19 protein-coding genes are annotated in these 22311 nt (G+C 43.3%); 13 read left to right on the plus strand and 6 right to left on the minus strand.

All coding sequences use genetic code 11. The features are described from left to right. Positions 1-71 precede the first annotated feature (71 nt). The gene (locus V7K41_RS26110; RefSeq protein WP_334852903.1) at positions 72-380 is read left to right on the plus strand and encodes a DUF3067 family protein; all 309 of its coding nucleotides are present in this window, start codon (positions 72-74) and stop codon (positions 378-380) included. A 71-nt stretch (positions 381-451) separates the two neighbouring features. On the opposite strand, the gene V7K41_RS26115 is transcribed toward V7K41_RS26110, so the two are convergent. Both V7K41_RS26115 and tatC read right to left on the minus strand, forming a co-directional pair. Next, the gene (locus V7K41_RS26115; RefSeq protein WP_334852905.1) at positions 452-784 is read right to left on the minus strand and encodes a tRNA-binding protein; all 333 of its coding nucleotides are present in this window, start codon (positions 782-784) and stop codon (positions 452-454) included. 56 nt (positions 785-840) lie between these two features. Then, the gene (gene tatC / locus V7K41_RS26120; protein WP_334852907.1) at positions 841-1635 is read right to left on the minus strand and encodes a twin-arginine translocase subunit TatC; all 795 of its coding nucleotides are present in this window, start codon (positions 1633-1635) and stop codon (positions 841-843) included. Positions 1636-2217: 582 nt separating this feature from the next. Here tatC and V7K41_RS26125 point away from each other — a divergent pair. Together V7K41_RS26125 and V7K41_RS26130 are read left to right on the plus strand one after the other, a co-directional pair. Next, positions 2218-2448: a hypothetical protein gene (locus tag V7K41_RS26125; protein WP_292860609.1), complete on the plus strand. Its 231-nt coding sequence runs from the start codon at positions 2218-2220 to the stop codon at positions 2446-2448. A gap of 241 nt (positions 2449-2689) precedes the next feature. Beyond that, positions 2690-3547: an SDR family oxidoreductase gene (locus V7K41_RS26130; RefSeq protein WP_334852910.1), complete on the plus strand. Its 858-nt coding sequence runs from the start codon at positions 2690-2692 to the stop codon at positions 3545-3547. Between the two features lie 260 nt (positions 3548-3807). Here the strand turns inward: V7K41_RS26130 and V7K41_RS26135 are convergent, their stop codons facing one another. After that, a complete protein-coding gene (locus tag V7K41_RS26135) occupies positions 3808-3966 on the minus strand; it encodes a hypothetical protein (RefSeq protein ID WP_334852912.1) in 159 nt (52 codons plus the stop codon). 638 nt (positions 3967-4604) lie between these two features. Here V7K41_RS26135 and V7K41_RS26140 point away from each other — a divergent pair. The 6 genes from V7K41_RS26140 (at position 4605) to V7K41_RS26165 (ending at position 16630) form a co-directional block, all read left to right on the plus strand. Then, a complete protein-coding gene (locus V7K41_RS26140) occupies positions 4605-5168 on the plus strand; it encodes a TetR/AcrR family transcriptional regulator (RefSeq protein WP_334852914.1) in 564 nt (187 codons plus the stop codon). A 215-nt stretch (positions 5169-5383) separates the two neighbouring features. After that, positions 5384-6520, plus strand: coding sequence for a cytochrome P450 (locus V7K41_RS26145; RefSeq protein ID WP_334852916.1), 1137 nt, complete (start codon positions 5384-5386; stop codon positions 6518-6520). A gap of 152 nt (positions 6521-6672) precedes the next feature. Further along, positions 6673-8349, plus strand: a complete 1677-nt coding sequence (locus V7K41_RS26150; protein ID WP_334852918.1) for an alpha-keto acid decarboxylase family protein — start codon at positions 6673-6675, stop codon at positions 8347-8349. A 724-nt stretch (positions 8350-9073) separates the two neighbouring features. Further along, complete coding sequence (locus V7K41_RS26155) at positions 9074-10405, plus strand: P-loop NTPase fold protein (RefSeq protein ID WP_334852920.1); 1332 nt, start codon at positions 9074-9076, stop codon at positions 10403-10405. Next, complete coding sequence (locus V7K41_RS26160) at positions 10381-15666, plus strand: nSTAND1 domain-containing NTPase (protein ID WP_334852922.1); 5286 nt, start codon at positions 10381-10383, stop codon at positions 15664-15666. The genes V7K41_RS26155 and V7K41_RS26160 overlap by 25 nt, the downstream gene beginning before the upstream one ends. 175 nt (positions 15667-15841) lie before the next feature. Beyond that, the gene (locus tag V7K41_RS26165; protein ID WP_334852923.1) at positions 15842-16630 is read left to right on the plus strand and encodes a Uma2 family endonuclease; all 789 of its coding nucleotides are present in this window, start codon (positions 15842-15844) and stop codon (positions 16628-16630) included. A 447-nt stretch (positions 16631-17077) separates the two neighbouring features. Here V7K41_RS26165 and V7K41_RS26170 read toward each other — a convergent pair whose 3' ends face one another. Both V7K41_RS26170 and V7K41_RS26175 read right to left on the minus strand, forming a co-directional pair. Next, complete coding sequence (locus V7K41_RS26170; RefSeq protein ID WP_334852925.1) at positions 17078-17437, minus strand: type II toxin-antitoxin system VapC family toxin; 360 nt, start codon at positions 17435-17437, stop codon at positions 17078-17080. Further along, positions 17434-17667, minus strand: a complete 234-nt coding sequence (locus tag V7K41_RS26175; RefSeq protein ID WP_334852926.1) for an AbrB/MazE/SpoVT family DNA-binding domain-containing protein — start codon at positions 17665-17667, stop codon at positions 17434-17436. Before V7K41_RS26175 ends, V7K41_RS26170 begins: the two co-directional genes overlap by 4 nt. A 450-nt stretch (positions 17668-18117) precedes the next feature. On the opposite strand from V7K41_RS26175, the gene V7K41_RS26180 reads away from it, so the two are divergent. The 4 genes from V7K41_RS26180 (at position 18118) to psb35 (ending at position 21270) form a co-directional block, all read left to right on the plus strand. Next, a complete protein-coding gene (locus V7K41_RS26180; protein WP_334852929.1) occupies positions 18118-19272 on the plus strand; it encodes a KamA family radical SAM protein in 1155 nt (384 codons plus the stop codon). A 112-nt stretch (positions 19273-19384) separates the two neighbouring features. Beyond that, entirely contained in the window at positions 19385-19771 is a 387-nt protein-coding gene (locus tag V7K41_RS26185; RefSeq protein ID WP_334852930.1) for an SET domain-containing protein, read from the plus strand. Positions 19772-19861: 90 nt separating this feature from the next. Further along, positions 19862-20851: a D-alanine--D-alanine ligase family protein gene (locus V7K41_RS26190; RefSeq protein WP_334852932.1), complete on the plus strand. Its 990-nt coding sequence runs from the start codon at positions 19862-19864 to the stop codon at positions 20849-20851. 191 nt (positions 20852-21042) lie between these two features. Continuing rightward, positions 21043-21270, plus strand: a complete 228-nt coding sequence (gene psb35 / locus V7K41_RS26195) for a photosystem II assembly protein Psb35 (RefSeq protein ID WP_334852933.1) — start codon at positions 21043-21045, stop codon at positions 21268-21270. A 126-nt stretch (positions 21271-21396) separates the two neighbouring features. Here the strand turns inward: psb35 and V7K41_RS26200 are convergent, their stop codons facing one another. Then, positions 21397-21837 carry a Crp/Fnr family transcriptional regulator gene (locus tag V7K41_RS26200; protein WP_069074674.1) on the minus strand — a complete coding sequence of 147 codons (441 nt, stop codon included), beginning with the start codon at positions 21835-21837 and terminating at the stop codon, positions 21397-21399. Positions 21838-22311: the final 474 nt, after the last annotated feature.

Below are 22311 nucleotides of genomic sequence, written 5' to 3' on the forward strand. Positions count from 1 at the left end.
TATATCCTTATCATACTGGAGTCACGGAACTTAACATCATAACTAAATGTAAAATCTGATTGAGAAAAGCTATGACAGGACAGGAATTACGTCAGATATTGCTTGATAAGTGGGGATATTCTTACGATGTCCAGTTCCGGCGGGCACAGGGAAAGATATTTTTGCAAGTAATGTGGAAATATCTGGAGCAAGTTTCTTTTCCCTTGAGTGAGGCAGAGTACCAAGAACATCTCGATAGCATTGCCAATTATCTTCATGCCTTGGGTGGGTCAACACAGGTACAAACTTTTATTGCCCAAACCCGCGATCGCCCCCGCCTCGGCAAAGCTGTTAGCATTCCTCTAGATTTAGGTGAACGCTCTTCAGAATGGATATTATGACCTACTATTGCATTAAGATTAATGAACTTATAAGTAATTACAGTATTTTTATCCAAAAGTACCACAAGATGCTATAGAATTCTTTTGCCCACTGCTACATCCCTATCTGGCTGAATTAACACAACTTCCCCATCATCTAAAACAACTCCTAAGACTAAAACTTCCGATATAAAATCGGCAATTTGACGGGGTGAAAAGTTAGTAACAGCTAGTATTAATCTGTTGATTAATTCCTCTTGCTTATAGTTTTTTATAATTTGGGCACTAGATTTTTTGATGCCCAAATCGCCAAAATCTATCCACAATTTATAAGCTGGTTTTTTAGCTTTAGGAAACTCTTCAACTTTAATGACCTTACCAACATGAATCTCGATTTTTTCAAAATCACTATAGCTAATCAACATTTGCTCAAAAACTAAGCATGAAAATCTTTTTACCTATTCCCTGTAACCTGTCTATGTTATTTACCTGTAAGCTTCACCAGTCCTACACCACCGAAATAAAGCGCTAAAACTGCTCCTGCTAAGAGACTTTGAGTCAAGGGGTCAGTAGAAGGTGTCAAAACGGCTCCTAAAACTACTGCTCCCATAATCACGTAACGCCAACCAGAAACCATCCGTTCTGACGAGACAATATTCAAATTACCGAGCAACAGTTGAATAATGGGAATTTGAAATGCTAAACCAGTGCTGAATAACAATAGCAGCACAAATTCAAAATATTTATCAATTGACCAAAGTTGTTCGACTACATCTGCTCCGTAGCTAATGAAAAATTTCAACGCTGCGGGGATAAGGAGTAAATAGGCAAATACTAAACCCGCCCCAAATAGCACACTCGAACCCAAAACCACAGGTCCTAGTAAACGGCGTTCGCGGCGAGTCAGTCCTGGAAGCACAAACTGGATAATCTGGTAAAGAATGAAAGGACTAGTAAGTACGAAGCCAGTGTAGGCTGCAACTTTCAGGGAGACAAAGAAATATTCTCCAGGTGCAAGTTGGAGAAATTTTACTCCTTGTGCTGGAACCTCAAGTAACTGGACAATCGGCTTAACGGCAAAGAAACAGCCGATAATCCCCACTGCTACGGCAATCAACGAATAGAAAATCCGTTGCCGCAACTCTTCTAGGTGGTCGAAAAGGGACATTTCGACTTCACCAGGCAACTCATCAAGAGGATCGGTGTCTGAGTTGCCATATCCTTCTGGATCGAGGTTAGGAACGTTTACAGTATCTACGTCTTGTGAAGGCGTCACGTCGCTTCGCTCCGAATTCAAAATTCAAAATTCAAAATTCAAAATTAACAATACCCTAAATTTATCGTAAATTAAAGGGTTTAAGACCCCTACGTCTATACGTAGCACCATTTTCAGTCGGGGTTTAAATCCCCCGGAGTTGCTCCTCTTGGGGAGACCCCAAGACCGCACTCCTCTTCGTCTGAAAATGTCTTCAATTTTGAATTTTGAATTTTGAATTTTGAATTGTTAATTATGGGCTTATATCATGAGTGTTTGTCGGTCATCGACCATTTCGGTGACTCAGCATTCTTCATTATTTTATCTGGGGAATGCAGTTACTAAGATATGTTTTTGGGTGATGTGGGTTTTTTGTCCTGTTTTTTGGGTTTGCATCTGCATAAGTTAGTAGGAAGCCATCTTGTAGGCAATGCCTAACCTAAAAAAAAGGTGGAACCGATAATTTAGAAATCACGTCTTTGCGGCTAGTAGCGCTGCATAAATTCACACAACATTAACATTTAACACTCAGTTTTAAAAATCCGGTTCATCAAGGTGGCATCTATACATAGGATAATCGGAAATTTTGAGCTGAGGTTGGCTATGAACCGGATAATTTGCATTGCCCTTATGGCATTGCCTGTTTATTTATACAATGTTGAGCTAGGCAATACTTCTAGTAGTGACGTGACAATTGTTAAAAACCAGTATCCCACAATAGCTGCTCTAATTGCTTACAGTACAAATGCTCAGTTACGCATCTTGCCGTGGCAAATATCGGCTAGAGATGACCAAACCGAAGATTGCCTTCGTGCTGGCACTTGCAAAGATTGATAAGAGAAGGCAGAAGGCAAGAGACAAGAAGAAAGAAGTATGAATGAAAACTTTAGTTCTGGGTTATTACCAGTTTCAAAAGAAGAATTGTATCAAGACGCGCAGTGCGTTAGCGTAGCGGCACGAAATGCGATACAAAGCTTCCATAACCTAAGTTCCGCGCTTTTAAACGTGGGTTAATTCTACCGTCTGTCTTTGGCCTCCTGCCTCCTGAAGGCAGCCCCATCATCAAAGAAAATTAATGGTTGTAGAAAATCAACGTACAGTAGTGGTTACAGGAGCCTCAACAGGAATTGGTCAAGCGTGTGCTTTGCTTTTAGACCAATTGGGCTTTTCTGTTTTTGCTGGAGTGCGTCAAGATGTTGATGCTCAAACGCTTAAACAGAAAGGGTCACAAAGGCTGATTCCGATTTTTTTAGATGTTACTGATGCTGAATCGATCGCAGATGCGGTTGATAAAGTAACAAATGCAGTTGGCGGTGCGGGGATTTTAGGTTTAGTGAATAATGCCGGAATTGCTGTTCCTGGGCCGTTGGAATTATTAGCGATCGCAGAATTTCAACACCAGATGCAGGTTAATGTCACCGGACAATTAGCTGTGACACAAGCATTTCTTGGTCTTTTACGTCAAAATCGGGGTCGAATTGTCAATATGGGTTCCATTGCTGGTAGGAGTCCTACGCCGTTTCTCGGAGCTTACAATGCTTCTAAATTTGCTTTGGAAGCACTCACTGATGTGATGCGGATGGAGTTACGACCTTGGGGAATCTCAGTTTCAATTGTTGAACCTGGTTCTATTGCTACCCCAATCTGGGAAAAGTCCCTAAGTCAATCTGAGGTAGCCCAGCATGATTTACCACAATCAGCACAAAATCTTTACGGTCAAGCGATGAATATTGTCCGCAAGAAAATGCAAATTCTCGCATCTAAGGGAATTTCTGCGGATATTGTCGCTCAGGTTGTTGTTCATGCGCTGACTGCAAAGCAGCCTAAGACGCGTTATCTTGTTGGACAAGATGCCAAACTCGGAGCAATCCTAAAGCATATTTTGCCCGATCAGCTACATGACAAGATAATTTTATACTCAATGGGGCTGTAGATTACCTGTTGTTACTACTTCAGAGGTTGTTACTCCGAGTGTAAAGGCTTTAAGGGACTGACAAATAAAAAAACATCCCAAATTTTCTTGTGAAATGGGTGTCCTCACCCGTCGCATATTCAGGGCGGGCTTTTCGGCCTACCCCACAAGAGGGATAATTTATTTTTTGGAGGGGTATTTAGTTTCGGAAGAGTCCAGTGTAGGCGTTGCTTCAAAAAGCGATACCAATGGTCAACAGTAAAACGACGCTCTTAGAGTTGTCAAACTTCTTTTAAGGTGGGCATTTGTTCTCCCAACCAAGCCAACCACAAAGGTTTTGATACTCTTAATTTGCCTTCCTCAGAAAGACGCTCAACCCGAATCAGAGACATCAGACGTGTAGCGGCTTTGCGAAAATGTAAATTTGACCACAAGCTCACCTTGATGCGTCCTAGTTTGGCATGGTTTACTTGGAATCCTCAGCCTAAAAGGCTGGGGAGGATGTCAACCAAAATCTCAAACTACCTAGTTGACACTGTACCGTCCAGACGGTATTATTAATTTATAAGCCGTCCAGACGGTATACCAAAAGTAGATACTTGAATCCAATCTATATCAATCTTGGATTGAGAATGTTATGTTTACCATTGCAAATCCCTTTTTTCATCAAACTGCTTTGGGTTCCTATAGCAATTCGCTGCTGTTTCAAAATCCCCAGGTTCGACATGCTACGGATTTGTTGGATGAAACTTTACACTGTATGATTACATCCCACCGATTTTCAAAGAGAGCAAGTTTACCCAATAAATCTAATCCTAAGCTGATGCGCGTCTAGATTGTACACTTTTGCATTTAGACCGTCCTAAGTCAATTGGTCATCTGTCCTTTTAAATACAAATGACTAATGACTAATGACCAATGACCAATGACAACCCTCACATTAAATATACAAATTAAATGCGTAACAGCTTAGCCTTGCTGCCCCACAGACGAAGCAATGAGAGAAGATATTAACAATCTCGTTGCCAGATAAACTGTGTTCACCGGACAATTTATCCAGTTCCATCATTCAAGCTCTATGACTGCTACCAAAAAAACAAAATCTACGTCTCTCACCCGTAATGCATTGCTAGAAGCAACGGCGCGAGTGATGGTAGCTGATGGTTCAAAGGGATTGACGTTGGAGGCAGTTGCCCGCGAAGCAGGTGTCAGTAAAGGTGGATTACTTTACCACTTTCCCAACAAAGAAGCCTTGATTGCTGGGATGTTGCAACAGCTAATTGATGAAAAGACAGCATCACTAAAGCATGAATTAGAGCAAGATGATGCACCGAATACACCAGGACATTGGCTTAGAGCCTACATCCGGTCATTTGAAAATCATAATACTCACTCTAGTCCAATGCAATCCGCAATACTTGCAGCGGTTGCTGAAAATCCAGAATTACTTAAGCCCTGGCAAGAAAAATTTGCTGATTGGCAACGGCTAATTGAAGCAAGTGGACTCGATCCGGCGATCGCAACTTTGATTCGTCTAGCGCTCAATGGTCTATCCTTCGCCTATCTCTTTGGTTTAGGAGTCCCGCAGGAATCTTTGCACAAGCAGGTAATTGAAACTCTGCTGAAACTAGCACGAGAGTAATTCGTAATTGAGACGGTGTGAGAAAGGCTTGATTTGGACGCATTCCTAATTTGATGTTTGCGTCTAGAGATTGTTGTCATACCTGTCTCGATTACATCTGGATGCAGCGCGACTCCGTAATTCCACCACAGATTTCTCTCGAGTAGATGATATGTCAGATAGTGCCAACATCTGACTCAGTTTTACTTGCAATTTTTGACACAAGGAGATTTGTCATGACTAGCGATTTACAATTCCGACCCACCGATCCACAATTCCTGCTCAATCCTTATCCCTGGATGGCAAAAATGCGTCAAGAAGCGTCGGTTTTCTATGACCCAGAGCAACAAGCTTGGATGGTGTTTCGCTATGACGATGTGAAACGAGCATCAAGCGAATGGAAAACCTTTTCATCTAAATCGCCGAAACCCCTCGGTCGAGAAGATTTTACTCAGAGTTTACCCCAGACCGATCCGCCGAAACATCAGTCACTACGCGCAATAGTACAAAAGGTGTTTACTCCGCATCGAGTCGAAGCTATGGAACCTCGGATTACCGAACTGACTCACGAGTTGCTCGATCAAATGAAGCAACACAAACAGGTCGATTTAATCCAAGCTTTCTCCTCACCTCTGCCGATCATCGTGATTGGAGAAATTCTCGGTGTACCCCTTGATGAGCGGGAAGACTTCAAGCGCTGGTCAGACGGGGTATTAGCTAGCGATCCAACCGCGATCCAAAACATGGCTGACTATTTCCGAAAATTACTCAAGGAGCGGCGATCGCATCCAGGTCAAGATTTGATCAGCGATTTAATTGCGGCTTATGAAGAGGGAGAAAAGTTGACCGGACAGGAAGTTGTGGATTTTTGCATCCTACTGTTGACAGCAGGGAATGAGACTACAACTAACTTGATTACCAATACAATTTGGTGTCTGCATGAGTACAGTCATGAAAACCAACGCTTACGCAATGACTTGTCTCTATTACCGGGTGCAATTGAGGAAGTATTGCGTTACTATTCCCCGGTTACTTTTTTGAATCGATTCACGCAAGTCGAAACCCAGATTGGAGACCAGACAATTCCTGCTGGGCAAGTTGTGCATCCTTGGCTCGCTTCTGCCAATCGAGATGAACATCAGTTTGAGAATGCCGATCGCTTCATCATCGATCGAGACCCGAATGAACATATTGCCTTTGGAAATGGGATTCATTTCTGTTTAGGCGCACCTTTATCTCGACTGGAAGCCAAGATTGGCCTCAAAGCTTTACTCTCAGAATTTCCTAACCTTCGCGTTGACTCAAAAGAGTCTCTTAAACCAATTCCGACCCTGAGAGTACATGGACTGGAAAGCTTGAGTGTTTTGTTATAGAAAACGAATCAGCCCTGCTCTGAAAGTGGGGCGATCGTTTCCGTAGACCGACCCCCGGTTTGTGCCGTTGGCGTTGAAACGCTACAAAATTTGATGGTGCATGGGGGGTCACATCGACCACATAACTTTGAAAGAAAAAAAGGAACATCAACATGTCTACAGAGTACACAGTAAACTCGTATTTGTTGGATCGTCTCAAGGAATTGGGCCTGCGTCATATCTTCGGTGTGCCGGGAGATTATGCTTTTCCTTTGCTGGATTGCATTGAAAAGAATCAGGATATCTCGTGGGTCGGTAACTGTAATGAACTCAACGCATCCTACGCCGCCGATGGTTACGCCCGCATTCAGGGTATTGGTGCGTTTGTGGTGACTTGTGGAGTCGGAGAATTAAGTGCGGCTTGCGGTGTTGCGGGTGCATACGCCGAACGGGTGCCGATGGTGGCGATCGCTGGTCATCCTACCACACAGGCATTGAAGAAGGGACTGTCTACACACCACAGCCTGCACGGGGATTTTAGTGTCTTTCCCAGAATCTACAAAGAATTCACGGTGGCTCAGGCACTCCTCACACCGGAGAATGCTTGTCAAGAAATCGATCGCGTCCTTCAGGCATGTTGGTCCGAGAAGCTTCCAGTTTATATTCAGCTTCCCAACGATGTGGGAGGTCTGCCCGCTCAACCTCCTACAGAAAAGCTGGCATTGTCTGAGCCGACAAGCGATCAAACGCAACTCACGGCCTTCCTGAAGAGCTTGCTGCCATTGCTGAGTGCAGCAGGTCGCCCCGCGATGCTCATTGATTCTCCAGTGGGTTCTTATCATTTGACAGAGCTGGTTGAGTCCTTCGCCAACAAGAGTGGCATTCCTTTTGCAGCAACCTTTACAGGCAAGTCGGCTTTGCTGGACGAAACCCACCCGCAGTATCTTGGGACGTATCAGGCAGGGATGGAAGGTAGTGCTGTCAATCAACTGATCGAAGCAGCCGATCTGCTGCTGCGCCTGGGTATTCAGCACGATGAAACGAATAATGGATGTGCCGCCTTCGATTTGCAATCGCCTCACGTTGTGGATCTCCAGATAAAAAGCGCTGCGATCGGAGCGTCTCACTATCCGAATGTGACCCTGCGTGACGTGCTGATGCAATTAAGCGAGCAGGTTCCCCACCGCCAGTTCGCCTTTAGTTCCCAACAGGCTCGCACCAACTCTGTGCCGTTTGAGCCACAACACGATACCCCCATCAAGCAAGATCGCTTGTGGCAGCGCTTCGGTCATTTCCTTCAGTCAGATGATGTCCTCGTCGTCGATCTGGGTACGTGTAATGTGGCTACGACGGTTCCGATGCCAGCACGCACCAAGGTCGTGACTCAGTGGACGTGGGAGGCGATTGGCTATACACTGCCGGCTGTCCTTGGGGCGCACATGGCAGACCAGACCCGCCGCCACCTGCTTGTGGTTGGAGATGGCGCCTTCCAAATGACTGCACAGGAACTCTCGACTATCTTACGCCAAGGACTAGCCCCGATCATCTTCTTGCTCCATAATAACCACTATGAGGTTGAGAACGCGCTTCAAGAAGGTGGTTTCAGGGAGATGCACTATAACGAACTTCAGTCCTGGAGCTATCATCAGCTGGCGATGGTCTTCGCACAGATGCAGAAGCCATTGGGTCTGAGGGTCACTACTGAGTCAGAGTTAGAGACAGCCCTCACGAAGGCGGCTCAGGCTCAGACTGAGGGAAGATGTGTGTTCATTGAGGTGATGCTAGCTCCCAAGGATATTCCTTCCCAGTTAACCAAGTCCATAAATCTGCTAGAGCACGAACAAAAGTAGAACTTGTAGCCTACACCATACTATAAGCCTTTTTAAGCGGATGGTCGGGGGCGATCGCCCCGTTTGTTGGTGACACCACCCTTTCCACTCTTTAGCTTGAGTGCTGCGCACTCAAGCTGTTTTCGTCTAAATTAGAGTTAAAATGTATACCAAACAACCACGGATACTTTTTTAGCGATCGCCTGCTTTTAGTCTAAACTCCAGTAATCAACAAACTCATGGTTTTCATCAACAAAAGCATGAGTTTTATCAACAAAACTATGGTTTTTGTAACGAGAGGGAGAATCTAGCCAAAAATTAACTCTGAACTGAAGTTAGTTTAAGCAATATTTTTGTTAAAAGTCTTTTACCGTAAAGATTTTAGATTATTTTGTTGTCTAAGTGACAAAAATTTATTTATAACTCAAGCTAATGATGGGTTCAAGAGAGCTACCAAATTGTACTTGACGGTACCTTTTTTTGTGTTGGATATTTTTAATATTCATAAGAGTACCTTATTTAATATTAAAAGTTTTTGCGATTTGTACTTATAGTAGTATTTCTGCTTATTTTAACTAAATTGCAGCATTAGTATGTGCTACATCTAACAGAGATATGAACAATTATCCGAAATGTTGCTAGTTTAGTTAGTAGGTTTGATTAAACTAAAGCATAAATTTCCTAAAATCAATATATTTATCCAGTAAATTTTGTCATCCTCATTCCTGAGTGAACTTGATTAGTTATGCTCCTAGATTTAGAAAGATTTTATCAGGCTTGCAATCCCAGCAGACCTCTAATTATAGGAAATGCCAGCGATCGCAGGTACTATATCGATTTTGCTGCGGTGCGGGGTGGCAAAATTATCGAAGCTTTGCAGCGGACGATCGCTAGAATATCGCCAGATATCCCAACCTGTCAACTATTTACAGGACATCTCGGTTGTGGAAAATCAACAGAGTTGTTGCGCCTGAAAGCTGAGTTAGAAGTGCAGCAATTTCATGTAGTTTATTTTGAGTCTACCCATGTCTTAGAAATGGCTGATGTGGATGTGACTGATATTTTATTAGCGATCGCTGGACAGGTGAGTGAAAGCCTAGAAGCGATGAAAATTAGGCTCAAACCTACCTACTTTACTAAGTTGTTTGGTGAACTTGTAGATTTTCTGCAAACGCCAATTGACCTTGGGGTAGAAGCAGAATTGTCTGTAGGGATTGCCAAAATTACAGCGAAAACGAAAGAAAGTCCCCAATTGCGGCGGCGGTTAAGAGATTATCTCGAACCGCGAACCGCAAATATTTTACAGTCAATTAATCAAGAATTACTAGAACGTGCCAACAAAGAACTGAAAACCAGGGGTAAAAAAGGACTGGTGGTGATTGTTGATAACTTGGATCGAGTTGCAATTCGACCTTTACCATCGGGGCGATCGCTGCCAGAATATTTATTTATTCAGCGTGGCGAACAATTACGCAAACTGAATTGTCATGTAGTCTACACTATTCCTCTAGCCCTGACTTTCTCTAACGATAGCGCCGAACTTCAGCATCGTTTAGGGGGAGGAGTTGCACCAAAAGTTTTACCGATGATACCTGTGCGTTTGCGCTCTGGTGAGATTTTTCCCCAAGGGCTAGCAATGATGCGGCAAATGGTGCTAGCTAGAGCTTTTCCAGACATTTTACCTAGCGATCGGTTAGGCTTAATTACAGAGGTGTTTGATAGTCTGGAAACCTTAGATCGATTGTGCTTGATAAGTGGTGGTCATGTACGCGACTTACTAGGTTTACTGTTTGACTGTCTGCGAGAACAAGATCCACCCTTTGATCGGGAGTGTGTCGAACTGGTAATTCAAAGACAGCGGGATTACCGAGCCAACGCTATCGACCCCCATGAGTGGGAATTAATCTTTCAGGTGGTGCAACAGCAACGAGTTAGAGGTGATATAGAATACCATACCCTTTTGCGAAGTCTATTTGTATTTGAATACCGCGATCATCAAGGAGCTTGGTTTGCCGTCAACCCAGTTTTAGCGGAGACAGAAAAATTTAAATCATGGTTGAACGACACGCACAAGTAGATATAACAGCAGCTAACGAGCGCGCTCTGAGGAGTTTGGGGAGAGCAATTACCCTTTCTAGCGGTCAATTTTCCTTGGTTTTGGTGTGCTGCAATTATCGAGTTTTGCAAGAACTTATGCTGCAACAACTCGAAGAACTCTCTCCAGGAGTACACCATATTCAAAAGGTAGTTCTGCCGCATAATGCCAGAAGTCTTTACACAAGTATTCATTTACAACTGCTAACTGAAGCTAATCCGCCATCGGCGTTGATGATTTTGGGTTTAGAGTCAGTAGATGGACTCGACGATTTACTGAGGTCTATTAATCATATTCGGGATGAATTTCGCAAACGCCACCCATTTCCGATGATTGTATGGATGAATGAGGAAGTGTTGCAAAAGGTAGTCCGTTTAGCACCAGATTTTGCTAGTTGGGCGGCTACACCGATTCGGTTTGAAATGACAACTCAATCACTGCTGCAATTTCTGCAACAAGAAACTGACTCTTTATTTGCCACGGTGTTACCAACTTATATACCTGACAATTTAGGTCATGTGGAAAAGCTAACGCGAAACCTAACCCCCCAGCCCCCTTCCCTATTAGGGAAGGGGGAGAATTCAAAGCCTCTCTCCTCACAGGAGAGAGGTTTTCCAGATTCCGTGAAAAGTCAGAATGCTGCACAACACCAACCTCCTCAAGTTGCAAAGCATTATGCCACTGTCGAGCAAGTTTGGGAACATAGCTATGAACTCCACTTTGCGATTAAAGAGTTGCACAATCGTGGTATTACCTTAGAGCCAGAATTACACGCTAGTTTAGAATTTGTTTTTGGTCTAGATAATTATATTAGCGATCGCATCAATACAGGTTTAAGCCATTTTCAACAAAGCTTGCAAGTTTGGCAAAAGTTAGTGGAGATAGAAAAAGCAGGGGAAGCAGGGGAAGCAGGGGAAGCAGGGGAGGATGAAGGAGTATTTTCTTCCCCTACGCCTCCTAATCGCCCATCTGCTCTACTTCTGCGACAGGGAATTTTGCTGTTTTATATTGGGCTGTGTTATTGCCGTTTTGCAGAGCAAAATCAAATAGAAAACCGCCGCCATTGGTATACTGCTAAATCTTATTTTCAGCAGTGCTTGAATATTTTGCAGGTGGCTGGGCGTTTAGATATAGTTGCTGGATTTATTAATCAACTCGCTGAGGTTTTGCAATATCTGCAAGAGTGGGAAGAATTGCAGACTGTTGCTCAAAAGTCTCTGGAGTTACATCAAACTTATGGTAGTCAAATCCAACTAGCTTGTGACTACGGTTTTTTGGCGCAAGTAGCTGTGCAGCAGTCGCGGTGGGTACAGGCGAGTATCTTAGCACACGTATCACTGCTGAAATTAGGTGAAGCGCAAAAGCAGAACGACCCTTATAACTGTTTATTTCCATTACTGCTGGCGCAAATTTACTATTTAGTGTTGGTGAAAGCACAGCGAAATTTAGGTGAATTGGTAATCGCTCGTGAATACTTAGATAAGGCGACAAAAGAACTGCCAGCAGCCTTAGAAAGCAGTGCCCATCAATACGATGCCCATCGTTATATTCGCTTATTGCGGAGACTGCGATCGCTGTACTTTGAAGAAGGGCGATATTTAGAAGCCTATTACATTCGCCAAAAACGGCGTTCTGTTGAGCAGCAGTATGGTTTTCGGGCTTTTATTGGTGCAGGACGCTTGCAACCCCAAAGACAGGTGACAAATCCAGCATTGATGTCACCTTCTGGAAGTAGCAGCGTTGCTTTAGAAATTGCAGCTTCTGGTCGAGAGCGTGATATTAATAACTTAATTGGCAGAATTAGCCGCGCCGATCAAAAGTTGACGGTGATTCACGGTCAATCGGGGGTGGGTAAAAGTTCTACCGTCACGGCGGGTTTAGTTCCAGCACTGCAAAATCGAGCCATTGGCGATCAAATAGCCGTGCCTGTGGTACTACAAGTTTATACCGATTGGGCACGGGAATTAGGGAAATCTTTAAGTGAGGCGATGTCTAGTGACGCATCCTTGGCGATTTACGCTGATATTAACCCAGAAGCAGCCATTGAATCAGAAGCTTTGCCTTATTCTGGTACACTGTTCACCATTGGTAGAATTTTACAACAACTCCAAGAAAATGCCGATCGCCATTTGATCACAGTTTTAATTTTTGACCAGTTTGAAGAATTTTTCTTTGGTTATAGCGATCGCAATCAAAAACAAGAGTTTGATAAGTTTATTAGCGATTGCCTGAATATACCATTTGTCAAAGTCATCCTTTCCTTGCGAGAAGATTATTTACATCGGTTATTAGACTTTAAACATCTCTCGGCACTGGAAGCGATTAATAATAATATTCTCGATAAGCATATCCGCTATCAGTTAAATAATTTTTCGCCAGAATATGCCAAAGCAATTATCCGAAAATTGACGGAGCGATCGCAGTTTAATTTAGAACCCGCTTTAATTGATGCCTTAATCGAAGATTTATCAACAGAATTTGGAGAAGTCCGCCCCATTGAATTACAAGTGGTGGGAGCGCAAATTCAAGATGAACGCATTACTACACTAGAAGAATATCAGCCATATAGACCGAACAAACTCATCGAACGATATATTAAGGAACTAATTAAAGACTGCGGCCCAGAAAATGAACGAGCCGCTTTACTCGTCTTATACTTATTAACAGATGAAAGCAACAACCGACCTTTTAAAACTCGTGCTGAGTTAGCGGCACAACTAGCAGAGTTAGAAGATGCTGACAAATTAGATTTAGTATTAGAAATTTTAGTGCGCTCCGGTTTAGTAGTTCTCTTTCCTGATGTACCAGAACGCTATCAACTGATTCACGATTATTTAGTAGACTTGATTCGCTACCTGCAACAACAAGAATCGAGCTTACAGGTACAACTAAATCAGTTGCGCTATAAAGTAGAACAAAGTAAAGCTGAAATTGAGCGACTGAAGAGCGAACTTAGTCAAAATAAGCAGCGTTCCAAATTGGTAGCTCCTCATCCCCAACAGGGATTAGACTTATTAACAGAATTGCGAGAGTTACACAAGCGCGAAGAATTAAGTCAGTTAGAAATTGAGCAATTACGAGCTGAACTTAAAGAAAAAGAGTTAACAGCTAAACTTGCAGAAAGTCAAAAGAAACAAAGACTTAGTGAAGCTCAATTAAATCGTTCGCTGAAAATTGCCCTAACCGCTTCCGTTCTCGCCATCTTCGGATTAAGTGTTTCCATAGTGACAGCAGTAGATAGCGAAATTAAAACCCTCAGTGCATCCAGTGAAGCTTTATTTGCCTCGCAAAAAGGTATTGATGCCTTAAAAGAAAGTTTAAAGGCAGGGAGAAAATTACAACAAACAGTCTGGGTAGATTCCAATACAAGAGAGCAAGTACAGACGGCGCTTTATCAAGCAGTTTCTGGGGTAAGAGAATATAACCGTTTGGATGGGCATATATCTGGTGTAAATAGTGCTACATTCAGCCTCGATCGCTCTTTAATTGCCTCAGCTAGTGCGGATACTACAATCAAACTCTGGCATCCCGATGGTAGCTTGGTCAAAACCTTGTCGGGGCATGAGGATGTGGTTAATAGCGTCAGTTTCAGCCCAGATAGTCAAATCGTTGCTTCCGCCAGTCAAGACAAAACGATAAAACTTTGGAGTCGAGAAGGTCAACTGCTTGCTACTTTATTAGGGCATCAGGGTGTGGTGAATAGTGCTAGTTTCAGCCCAGATGGCCAGATTATTGCTTCGGCGAGTACAGACAAAACAGTAAAATTGTGGAGTCGGGATGGTAAGCTGCTCAAAACTTTGCAGGGACATGATGGTGCAGTCTTGAGTGTCGCTTGGTCAATCGATGGTCAAACCTTAGCTTCTGGGAGTGCTGACAAGACGGTGAAACTGTGGAGTCGAGATGGTAAGCTGCTCAAAACCTTACAGGGACATGAAGATGCAGTGAAAAGTGTAGCTTGGTCGCCCGATGGTAAAACAATTGCATCTGCTAGTTTAGACCAGACAATCAAACTGTGGAATCTAAAGGGTAAGCTAGTGCGAACCTTATCGGGGCATAGTGCTGGAGTTACCAGCGTCAGTTTTAGCCGCGATGGTAACACGATCGCTTCCGCAAGTACCGATGAGACAATCAAACTCTGGAGTTCTGAAGGTGTGCTGCTGGGAACCCTAAAGGGACATAATAATTGGGTTAACAGTGTCAGTTTCAGCCCAGATGGTCGCACCCTTGCTTCCGCCAGTCGGGACAAAACTATTAAACTTTGGCATTGGGACGATGTGTTATTGCGAAAGCCCAAAGCCGATAATGATGACTGGATAACTAGCATCAGTTTTAGCCCAGGCGATCGCACCTTGGCAGCAGCAAGTCGAGACAAAACTGTAAAACTTTTCAGTCGTGATGGTAAACTACTTCGTACATTCACGGGGCATCAGGGTCAAGTTTGGGGAGTTAGTTTTAGCCCCGATGGTCAAATAATTGCCTCGGCTAGTAAAGATAAAACAGTGAAGCTTTGGAGTGGTGACGGTAAACTGCTCAACACCTTACAGGGTCATCATGATGCCATCTTGGGTGTGGCTTGGTCGCCTAATGGTCAAGTAATTGCCTCTGCTAGTAAAGATAAAACAGTAAAGCTTTGGAGTCGTGACGGTAAACTGCTCAACACCTTGCAGGGACATCAAGAAGCAGTGAATTGGGTAAGCTTTAGCCCAGATGGTAAGTTGCTAGCCTCAGCCAGTGATGACAAAACCGTGAAAATATGGAGTGTAGAGGGTAAATTGCTATACACATTAACTGGTCACAGCCGTCGGGTAAATGGGGTTGCTTGGTCGCCTGATAGTCAAAGCATTGCTTCAGTGAGTATTGACAGCACAGTGAAGATTTGGAATCGAGACGGTAATTTGCTAAATACTCTCACAGGCGATGGTGATAGTTTTATCAGTGTCAGTTTTAGCCCCGATGGCAAGACTTTAGCAGCTAGCAGTGATGACAAAGTGAGGATTTGGAACCGAGCAGGGACATTGCTGATTGCTTTGAAAGGTGATAAGGATGAGTTAACCAGCGTCAGTTTCAGCCATGACGGCAAGACTCTGGCTGCGGGTAGTGGCAATGGCACAGTAATTTTCCGAGATTTAGCAGATATTCAACTGGAAAAATTACTGACACGGGGTTGCAATTTGCTACATGATTATTTGCAGACTAATCAGAAGGTAATGAAAAGCGATCGCGCCTTGTGTTTTGGTAGGTAATGCAGAAGAATTATGAGAGGCGATATTGAGCAGTAACCGCAGGAAATCCTGGCTGTAATTAGTCAATATCCCACGTTTAAAATAACTACACTATTGAACAGTAAACTACCCACCAACAACCTTTGGTCGGAGCAATGCTAAGATAAATAAGCCGATTCACTCGCGCCAAAGTTCAATGACTATTGCCAAACTATCCGAACTAGGCATTACTCACCTTCCCGACCATACTGAGTTACCAGAGTCAGATGGAACCTTTGTGAAAAATTTTCAAGAACACCCACAAAGCATACTTCTAACTGACTCTGTTCAAGGTGTATTACAGCAAATTCATTCAGATAATCAGTATTGTATTGGTCAAGATTGTGGCATTTACTGGCGTTTGACCGAACCACCTGAGCGCGGTGCCGAAGCACCCGATTGGTTTTACGTCCCGAATGTTGCACCTATGTTAAATGGTCAGTTTCGGCGTTCGTATGTGTTGTGGCAAGAATATGTTGCTCCCTTAATTGTACTGGAATTCGCTTCTGGGGATGGTTCCCAAGAAAGAGATAATACTCCAATTACTGGTAAATTCTGGGTATACGAGCAAGCAATCCGCGTACCTTTTTACGGCATTTACGAATTTCGCAAAGCTGCGGTTGAAGTTTATCACTTAGTTGATGGTAGGTATCAGCAACTCACAGCTAACGAACGTGGACACTATGAGATTTCCTTAATGGGTGTCGAATTGGGTATTTGGCAAGGACAGTATGGAAATACTACAGCGCCTTGGTTGCGTTGGTGGGATACACAGGGAAATTTATTACTAACTGGTGAGGAAAAATCGCAGTTATTAGCACCTCAACTAGAACAAGTACAAGAAAAATCGCAGTTATTAACATCCCAATTAAAACAAGAACAGCAAAAAACCCAGCGTTTAGCAGAACGTTTGAGACAGCTTGGAATAAATCCTGACGAAGTTTAATATCTGATTGGGGATGGATTCAAGAGTGTTATAAGCAGTTTTTAGCTTTATGGAGACAATGCTAAGGGCGATCGCGCCTTGTGTTTTGGTAGATAACGTGAATTTTAGATGCGATTGGAGATGGAATCAAGAGTGCGATCTGTTAAAAGCTTTAAGGTAAGTCCCAATGGCGATCGCGCCTTATGTTCTGGTAGGTGATAGCGTATTTGATTATCGAATTTACTTTTTACTTTTGCCTTGTTGTACTAATGTGTTTGCTCGTTCAATTTAATGGCTATTCAGGTGAAACGAGCCTAACGTTGGGAAAGTAGGTGCGATAGCGATTGACATCGCGGGTAATGATATCGTGTTCGGTTAAAGACTTCTCATTAAGACCGCAGGGGGCAGGGGGCAGGGAGCAGGGGGAAAGAGGATTTCCTGGTTTTTGCACAGATGCGAGAATTATAACTAATTAAGCGAACATGATATGAGAGGCAAATTAGCAGTGCTAGCATGGGCACCAATGTAGAAATCAGGCAATGGGGAGGTTCTTGCGCCACCACGACGACGGTAGTTAAGAAAACTTTGACCTGCTAGGAATGCCGCATCCCAAGGTAAAGGGAGACGTTGAAATATATCTTCTGGCAATGCAGTGATGAGTTCCTGTTCTCTGAGAAAGCCGATGGCAATCTCAGCGTAGATGATGGGATTGATCGCAAGTTGGTCTTGACGGGCATAGGTTGCCAGTTGAAGGGCTGACCAATCAAACCAGTTGGGATCGTTGGTAAGAATGTCGAGGATAACGTTGCTGTCTACCAAAACCGTCATAGATTGTCGTCGCTACGGGTGAGGGTCATGATTTGGTCAGTGGTGAGGTTTCCAGCAGCGCAACCCCGCATGGTGTCAATCCAGGTTGAGATTTTATCGGTAGGTTGTATTTTCTTGAGGTAGAGGCGATCGCCTTCGATTTCAAACGCTAATTCTACATCGGGAGAAATGTTTAGCACCTCTCGAATTTCAGGAGGGATGATAATTTGACCGTCAGGTGTAATCCGCATAGTGTGTTTGTTGTTCAAGTGTTCTTATGTCCTCATATTAATAGAGGTTGTAGATTGAGCGATCGCACCCCAAAAAACACTTTTGTAGTTAAATATACGACATAAATATATGTATTAATACGGTACAACAACAGGGAAAGACCGACCGACTCAAGGTAACAAAGACACTCTAAGAGCGATCGCTATTCTCACAGCATAAGTATATCTTGTATAGGAAGATACTTGTCATGGAACTTGAAATAGATTTTTTTATTTTACCTAAAAATCTAAGTAAACATACTAATACACTGTGACAGAAATTTGCTTACCTTTAACAAGGGACTTGAGTAGAGGCAATTCATGAATTGCCCCTACTGGTCTGCTTGCTTAATTGAGATGGTAGCTGGATTTGCGCCGCACTCTATTAGGCTGTGATTTGTTTATTATTCTCAGCTTAATTTCGGTCTAATCATGATCAAAAACACTATTTTAGATCCTCTAGTAACTGATATTCGGTGTGAAGAAATTTGTCAGATTTTGGGAGAGACTTACAACCAAGAACGCTGGAACGATTGGCGCTGGCAAATGCGGCATCGGTTGACTAAGCTGGAACACTTTCAGAAGTTATTAAGGCTTAGTGCTACCGAAGAACAGGGACTTTTAATCGTACCAGAAAAGTTTGCTGTAGCTGTAACCCCATACTTTGCATCGCTACTCGATCCAGAAGATTTCCTTTGCCCACTACGGTTACAAGTGATACCACAGCAAGAAGAACTAATAGTTAGTCCAGCAGACATGGTAGATCCATGCGGTGAAGATGGCGATACTCCAGTGCCAGGACTCGTACACCGCTATCCTGACCGAGTGTTGCTGCTTGCCCTAGACAGTTGCGCTGCTTATTGTCGTTACTGCACCCGCTCTCGTTTGGTGAGCCAAGGTGAGATGTATCCAGTAACGCGGCGGTTGGATGCGATCGCTGCTTACCTGGAGGAACACACTGAGATCCGTGACGTGCTAATTTCCGGTGGCGATCCTCTATTGATGGCTGATGAACCTTTAGACAATTTGCTTAGGCGGCTGCGTGCCATCAAGCATATTGAATTTATCCGCATTGGTTCTCGCGTGCCAAGTTTCTTACCGCAGCGCATTACACCGGAACTGGTTGCCTTGCTTCGTAAACATCGTGTGTGGCTATCTTTGCACTTTTGTCATCTGCGGGAACTTACTCCAGAAGTTGCACAAGCTTGCGATCGCCTAGCTGATGGCGGCATTCCTCTAGGCAGTCAAACCGTGCTGTTAAAAGGTGTGAATGATTCTGAAAAAGCCCTGAAGAATCTGTTTCACGGTCTTCTCAAGCTGCGTGTGCGACCCTATTATCTTTATCAATGCGATCCAGTTGTTGGTACTGCACATCTGCGAACGAGTGTGCAAACTGGGCTTGATTTAATTTCTAAATTGCGTGGTCATACTACTGGCTACGCTGTACCAACCTATGTAATTGATGCCCCTGGTGGTGGTGGCAAAATCCCAATTCAAGCTGAGACTCTAGCTGCTTATGAGAATGGTACAGCTACAGTGCGAAATTGGGCAGGTAAGATGTACACCTATGTAGATCCAGGAAAGTAGGTTTAACCCTATATATAAGTTGCTTGCCATCATCAAAAAGGGTCAGTTGGAATAGGTTCTTTTGAGTTCTTGGCAAACCAAAAAACTAAGTAATTGCAGGAGATTAGTTGGAATGTTGATTGTTGGTAATACAAACCTAAAAGGTCGAGGTGTCTTCGCACAGAAGCGCTTTTTGAAAGGACAACTCATTGAGAGAGTGTCAGTTGTTGTTATACCCGCAGAACAGGTTGAATTTCTAGATAAAACGATTTTGGGCAACTATTACTACGATTGGGAAGATAAAGCTGCGGCGATCGCTTTAGGTTTATCTTCCTTGATCAACCATTCTTACCATCCCAATACTTATTATGTGAAAAAATTCGCCGACCGAAAATTGGATCTGATTGCCTATCGAGATATAGAAGTAGGAGAAGAAATTACTGGCAACTACAACGGTTCTCCTGATGATAAATCTCCTATATGGTTTGATGTTGTTGATGAGATATTTTCACTTAATTAATGATTTAGTAATCGGAATTCCTTAATTAAGATATCTGATTTGTACGTTAAAGCTAACAGAGAAAGTTTTCTCACTGGGAATTATCGGGCTATGGGGTTATTTATTGGTCTGTGTTATGACCTGAAAGCAGACTATCTTAAGGCTGGTTTCAGTGCCTCTGAAGTCATGGAGTTCGACGATGAAGAAACTATCATTGGGCTGGAAACTGCACTATTGCAGTTAGGTCATCAGGTTGAACGTGTCGGTAATGGCAGAGAACTTGCTCTGCGCTTGGCAAAAGGCGATCGCTGGGATCTGGTTTTCAATATTGCTGAGGGTTTAAAGGGTCGCTCTCGTGAAGCTCAAGTCCCGGCAATCTGCGAATTATTCGCTCAACCTTACACCTTTTCCGATCCGCTTACCTGCGCCCTGACGTTAGACAAAGCTCTGGCTAAGAGAGTAGTGCGCGATCGCGGTTTGCCGACAGCCCCTTTTGAGGTCGTGAATACTACCGCAGAAGCAGCAGCTGTATCGTTGCCAATGCCACTTTTTCTTAAGCCGATGGCGGAGGGCAGTTCTAAAGGGGTAACTGGACGTTCTCTTGTCAAAGAACATCAGGAGCTAGTAAATGCTTATCAAGTGTTACACGAACTTTTTCAGCAACCAATACTCGTGGAAACTTTTCTTCCTGGTAGAGAAGTAACAGTAGGCATTATTGGCAACGGTAGCAACTCACGGGTGGTAGGTGTGATGGAAGTAATTTTTACAGGGCAAGTGGAAGCTTTTGCTTACACCACCCTCAACAAAGATGAGTATTTGGAACGGGTATCTTATCGTTTACTTATAGATCCTGAACCACTGGCAGTACAGGCAAGACAGCTGGCGCTGGATGCTTACCATACTCTTGGTTGCCGTGATGCTGCCCGCGTGGATCTGCGCTGCGATCCTAACGGTGTGTTGCAGTTTATGGAGGTTAACCCATTGCCAGGATTACATCATGTCCGCTCCGACTTACCAATTATCGGACGTTTGGGTGGTGTGACATACACAGAAATCATTTCTGAAATAGTCGAGTCTGCATCGCAAAGATATAAATGCTGAAAAGAGGCAAAGGGCACGCTGACAGGTACAAATAGGTGCAACAAACCTACACATATCAGCTACTTCCCTTGCACCTCTGTCCTTCTTTATGCAATATGAAGTTGCTCAAACTAAACTACAGAGGGATGTTAGATGATACGCTCATCTTATAGCGTGTTCAATAGTGTTAGCTAACTGTGGAGAATATACTCATGAATTTATTATTTATGCAAACAGCAGCACCAGCTATAGATGCTGCCCCTCATTTTCCTGTTGCTTTTACCTTGGTGTATGTCGTTGGTTTTGTTGCTGCTGTTAGCATTGGCTCAATAGCTTGGTACAACTCGAAACGCCCCGCAGGTTGGGAAAGCAAAGAACGTCCTGATTTTGTGCCTAAAGTTGATAAAGAAGAAACTCCGGGTGTGGGTGAACCTAAGTAATAAGCAGTGATGAGTGCTGAGTTTAATAATCAAACTTACAGCAGTTTTCATTTATTTTGAACCACATTTTACATTATCTAAAACCCTTGTAGAGACGTAGCACTGCTGCGTCTCTACATTTGTCTATTAACTCCGCAAAGAGGTTACATTCATATCGTCGTTCAATCTGCGAATCAGACGGGATAACTCACGAATAATATTTACCGCAATTTCGGGAGTTTCTTCGATCGCATCATATAGTTGCTCTTGCGTCAGTTCTAAAAATTCACAAGGCTCCAAAGTGGTTGCAGTGGCGGATCGAGGTTGAGTATCGAATACTGCCATCTCACCAAAATATTTTCCCTGTTCCACCTCTGCCAACTGTTTATTCCCAATGTGAACTTTAACTCGACCGGACACGACAATATAGAGCGATCGCCCTTCTTCTCCCTGTCGAAAGATGGTGTAATTAGCTGGGAATGACAATTCGTTCATCACTGAAGTGAGCCGCACAATAAAATCATCCCGCAATTCCTTAAAAATCGGGACTCGCCGGACAAATAATAAACGGTCAACACTGGTTAGCATAATTACAAGTTAGAAATCCAACATTACTGAATATCTCAAAACTGAAGTCAGAGGGCGATTAGTCATATTACTGATGTTGAATGCTAGCCGTCAAGGATATCCCAGGCTTTACCATCTGACAAGGGTTCTCTTCAATCAGAGCGATGCCTACGGCGGTAAACTACGCATAGAAGTTTCTCAAACAATAGCTCAGTATTCAATACTACTCGCTTTGGGCATTTTGAACTCAGAATTTAGTTTAGGGAAAAGGTTAAAAGTTTTTTCCCTTTTCTTCTGATCGGTGTTAATGGGTAGAAAGCCCAAAACATATAGTAAAATTGTCAATCACTTTTATTTATCCTTTTAAAAAACAAGAGTATTTGCTCTTATTTGGTTGAAAGCCATAATATTGACTTCATGAGCTCCCAAGGTACCTTGCTGAGAAAAAAATCACCAATTTGATTGGAGGCGAAGCCTCTAAAAATTGGGTAATTG

Source organism: Nostoc sp. (assembly GCF_036917415.1).
GTDB lineage: Bacteria > Cyanobacteriota > Cyanobacteriia > Cyanobacteriales > Nostocaceae > Nostoc.

Bases quoted from the DNA above. Each gene is read 5' to 3' on its own strand.
- V7K41_RS26110 (WP_334852903.1), top strand. From the start codon at position 72: ATGACAGGACAGGAATTACGTCAGATATTGCTTGATAAGTGGGGATAT.
- V7K41_RS26115 (WP_334852905.1), bottom strand. From the start codon at position 784: ATGTTGATTAGCTATAGTGATTTTGAAAAAATCGAGATTCATGTTGGT.
- V7K41_RS26125 (WP_292860609.1), top strand. From the start codon at position 2,218: ATGAACCGGATAATTTGCATTGCCCTTATGGCATTGCCTGTTTATTTA.
- V7K41_RS26130 (WP_334852910.1), top strand. From the start codon at position 2,690: ATGGTTGTAGAAAATCAACGTACAGTAGTGGTTACAGGAGCCTCAACA.
- V7K41_RS26140 (WP_334852914.1), top strand. From the start codon at position 4,605: ATGACTGCTACCAAAAAAACAAAATCTACGTCTCTCACCCGTAATGCA.
- V7K41_RS26145 (WP_334852916.1), top strand. From the start codon at position 5,384: ATGACTAGCGATTTACAATTCCGACCCACCGATCCACAATTCCTGCTC.
- V7K41_RS26150 (WP_334852918.1), top strand. From the start codon at position 6,673: ATGTCTACAGAGTACACAGTAAACTCGTATTTGTTGGATCGTCTCAAG.
- V7K41_RS26155 (WP_334852920.1), top strand. From the start codon at position 9,074: ATGCTCCTAGATTTAGAAAGATTTTATCAGGCTTGCAATCCCAGCAGA.
- V7K41_RS26160 (WP_334852922.1), top strand. From the start codon at position 10,381: ATGGTTGAACGACACGCACAAGTAGATATAACAGCAGCTAACGAGCGC.
- V7K41_RS26165 (WP_334852923.1), top strand. From the start codon at position 15,842: ATGACTATTGCCAAACTATCCGAACTAGGCATTACTCACCTTCCCGAC.
- V7K41_RS26170 (WP_334852925.1), bottom strand. From the start codon at position 17,437: ATGACGGTTTTGGTAGACAGCAACGTTATCCTCGACATTCTTACCAAC.
- V7K41_RS26175 (WP_334852926.1), bottom strand. From the start codon at position 17,667: ATGCGGATTACACCTGACGGTCAAATTATCATCCCTCCTGAAATTCGA.
- V7K41_RS26180 (WP_334852929.1), top strand. From the start codon at position 18,118: ATGATCAAAAACACTATTTTAGATCCTCTAGTAACTGATATTCGGTGT.
- V7K41_RS26185 (WP_334852930.1), top strand. From the start codon at position 19,385: ATGTTGATTGTTGGTAATACAAACCTAAAAGGTCGAGGTGTCTTCGCA.
- V7K41_RS26190 (WP_334852932.1), top strand. From the start codon at position 19,862: ATGGGGTTATTTATTGGTCTGTGTTATGACCTGAAAGCAGACTATCTT.
- psb35 (WP_334852933.1), top strand. From the start codon at position 21,043: ATGAATTTATTATTTATGCAAACAGCAGCACCAGCTATAGATGCTGCC.
- V7K41_RS26200 (WP_069074674.1), bottom strand. From the start codon at position 21,837: ATGCTAACCAGTGTTGACCGTTTATTATTTGTCCGGCGAGTCCCGATT.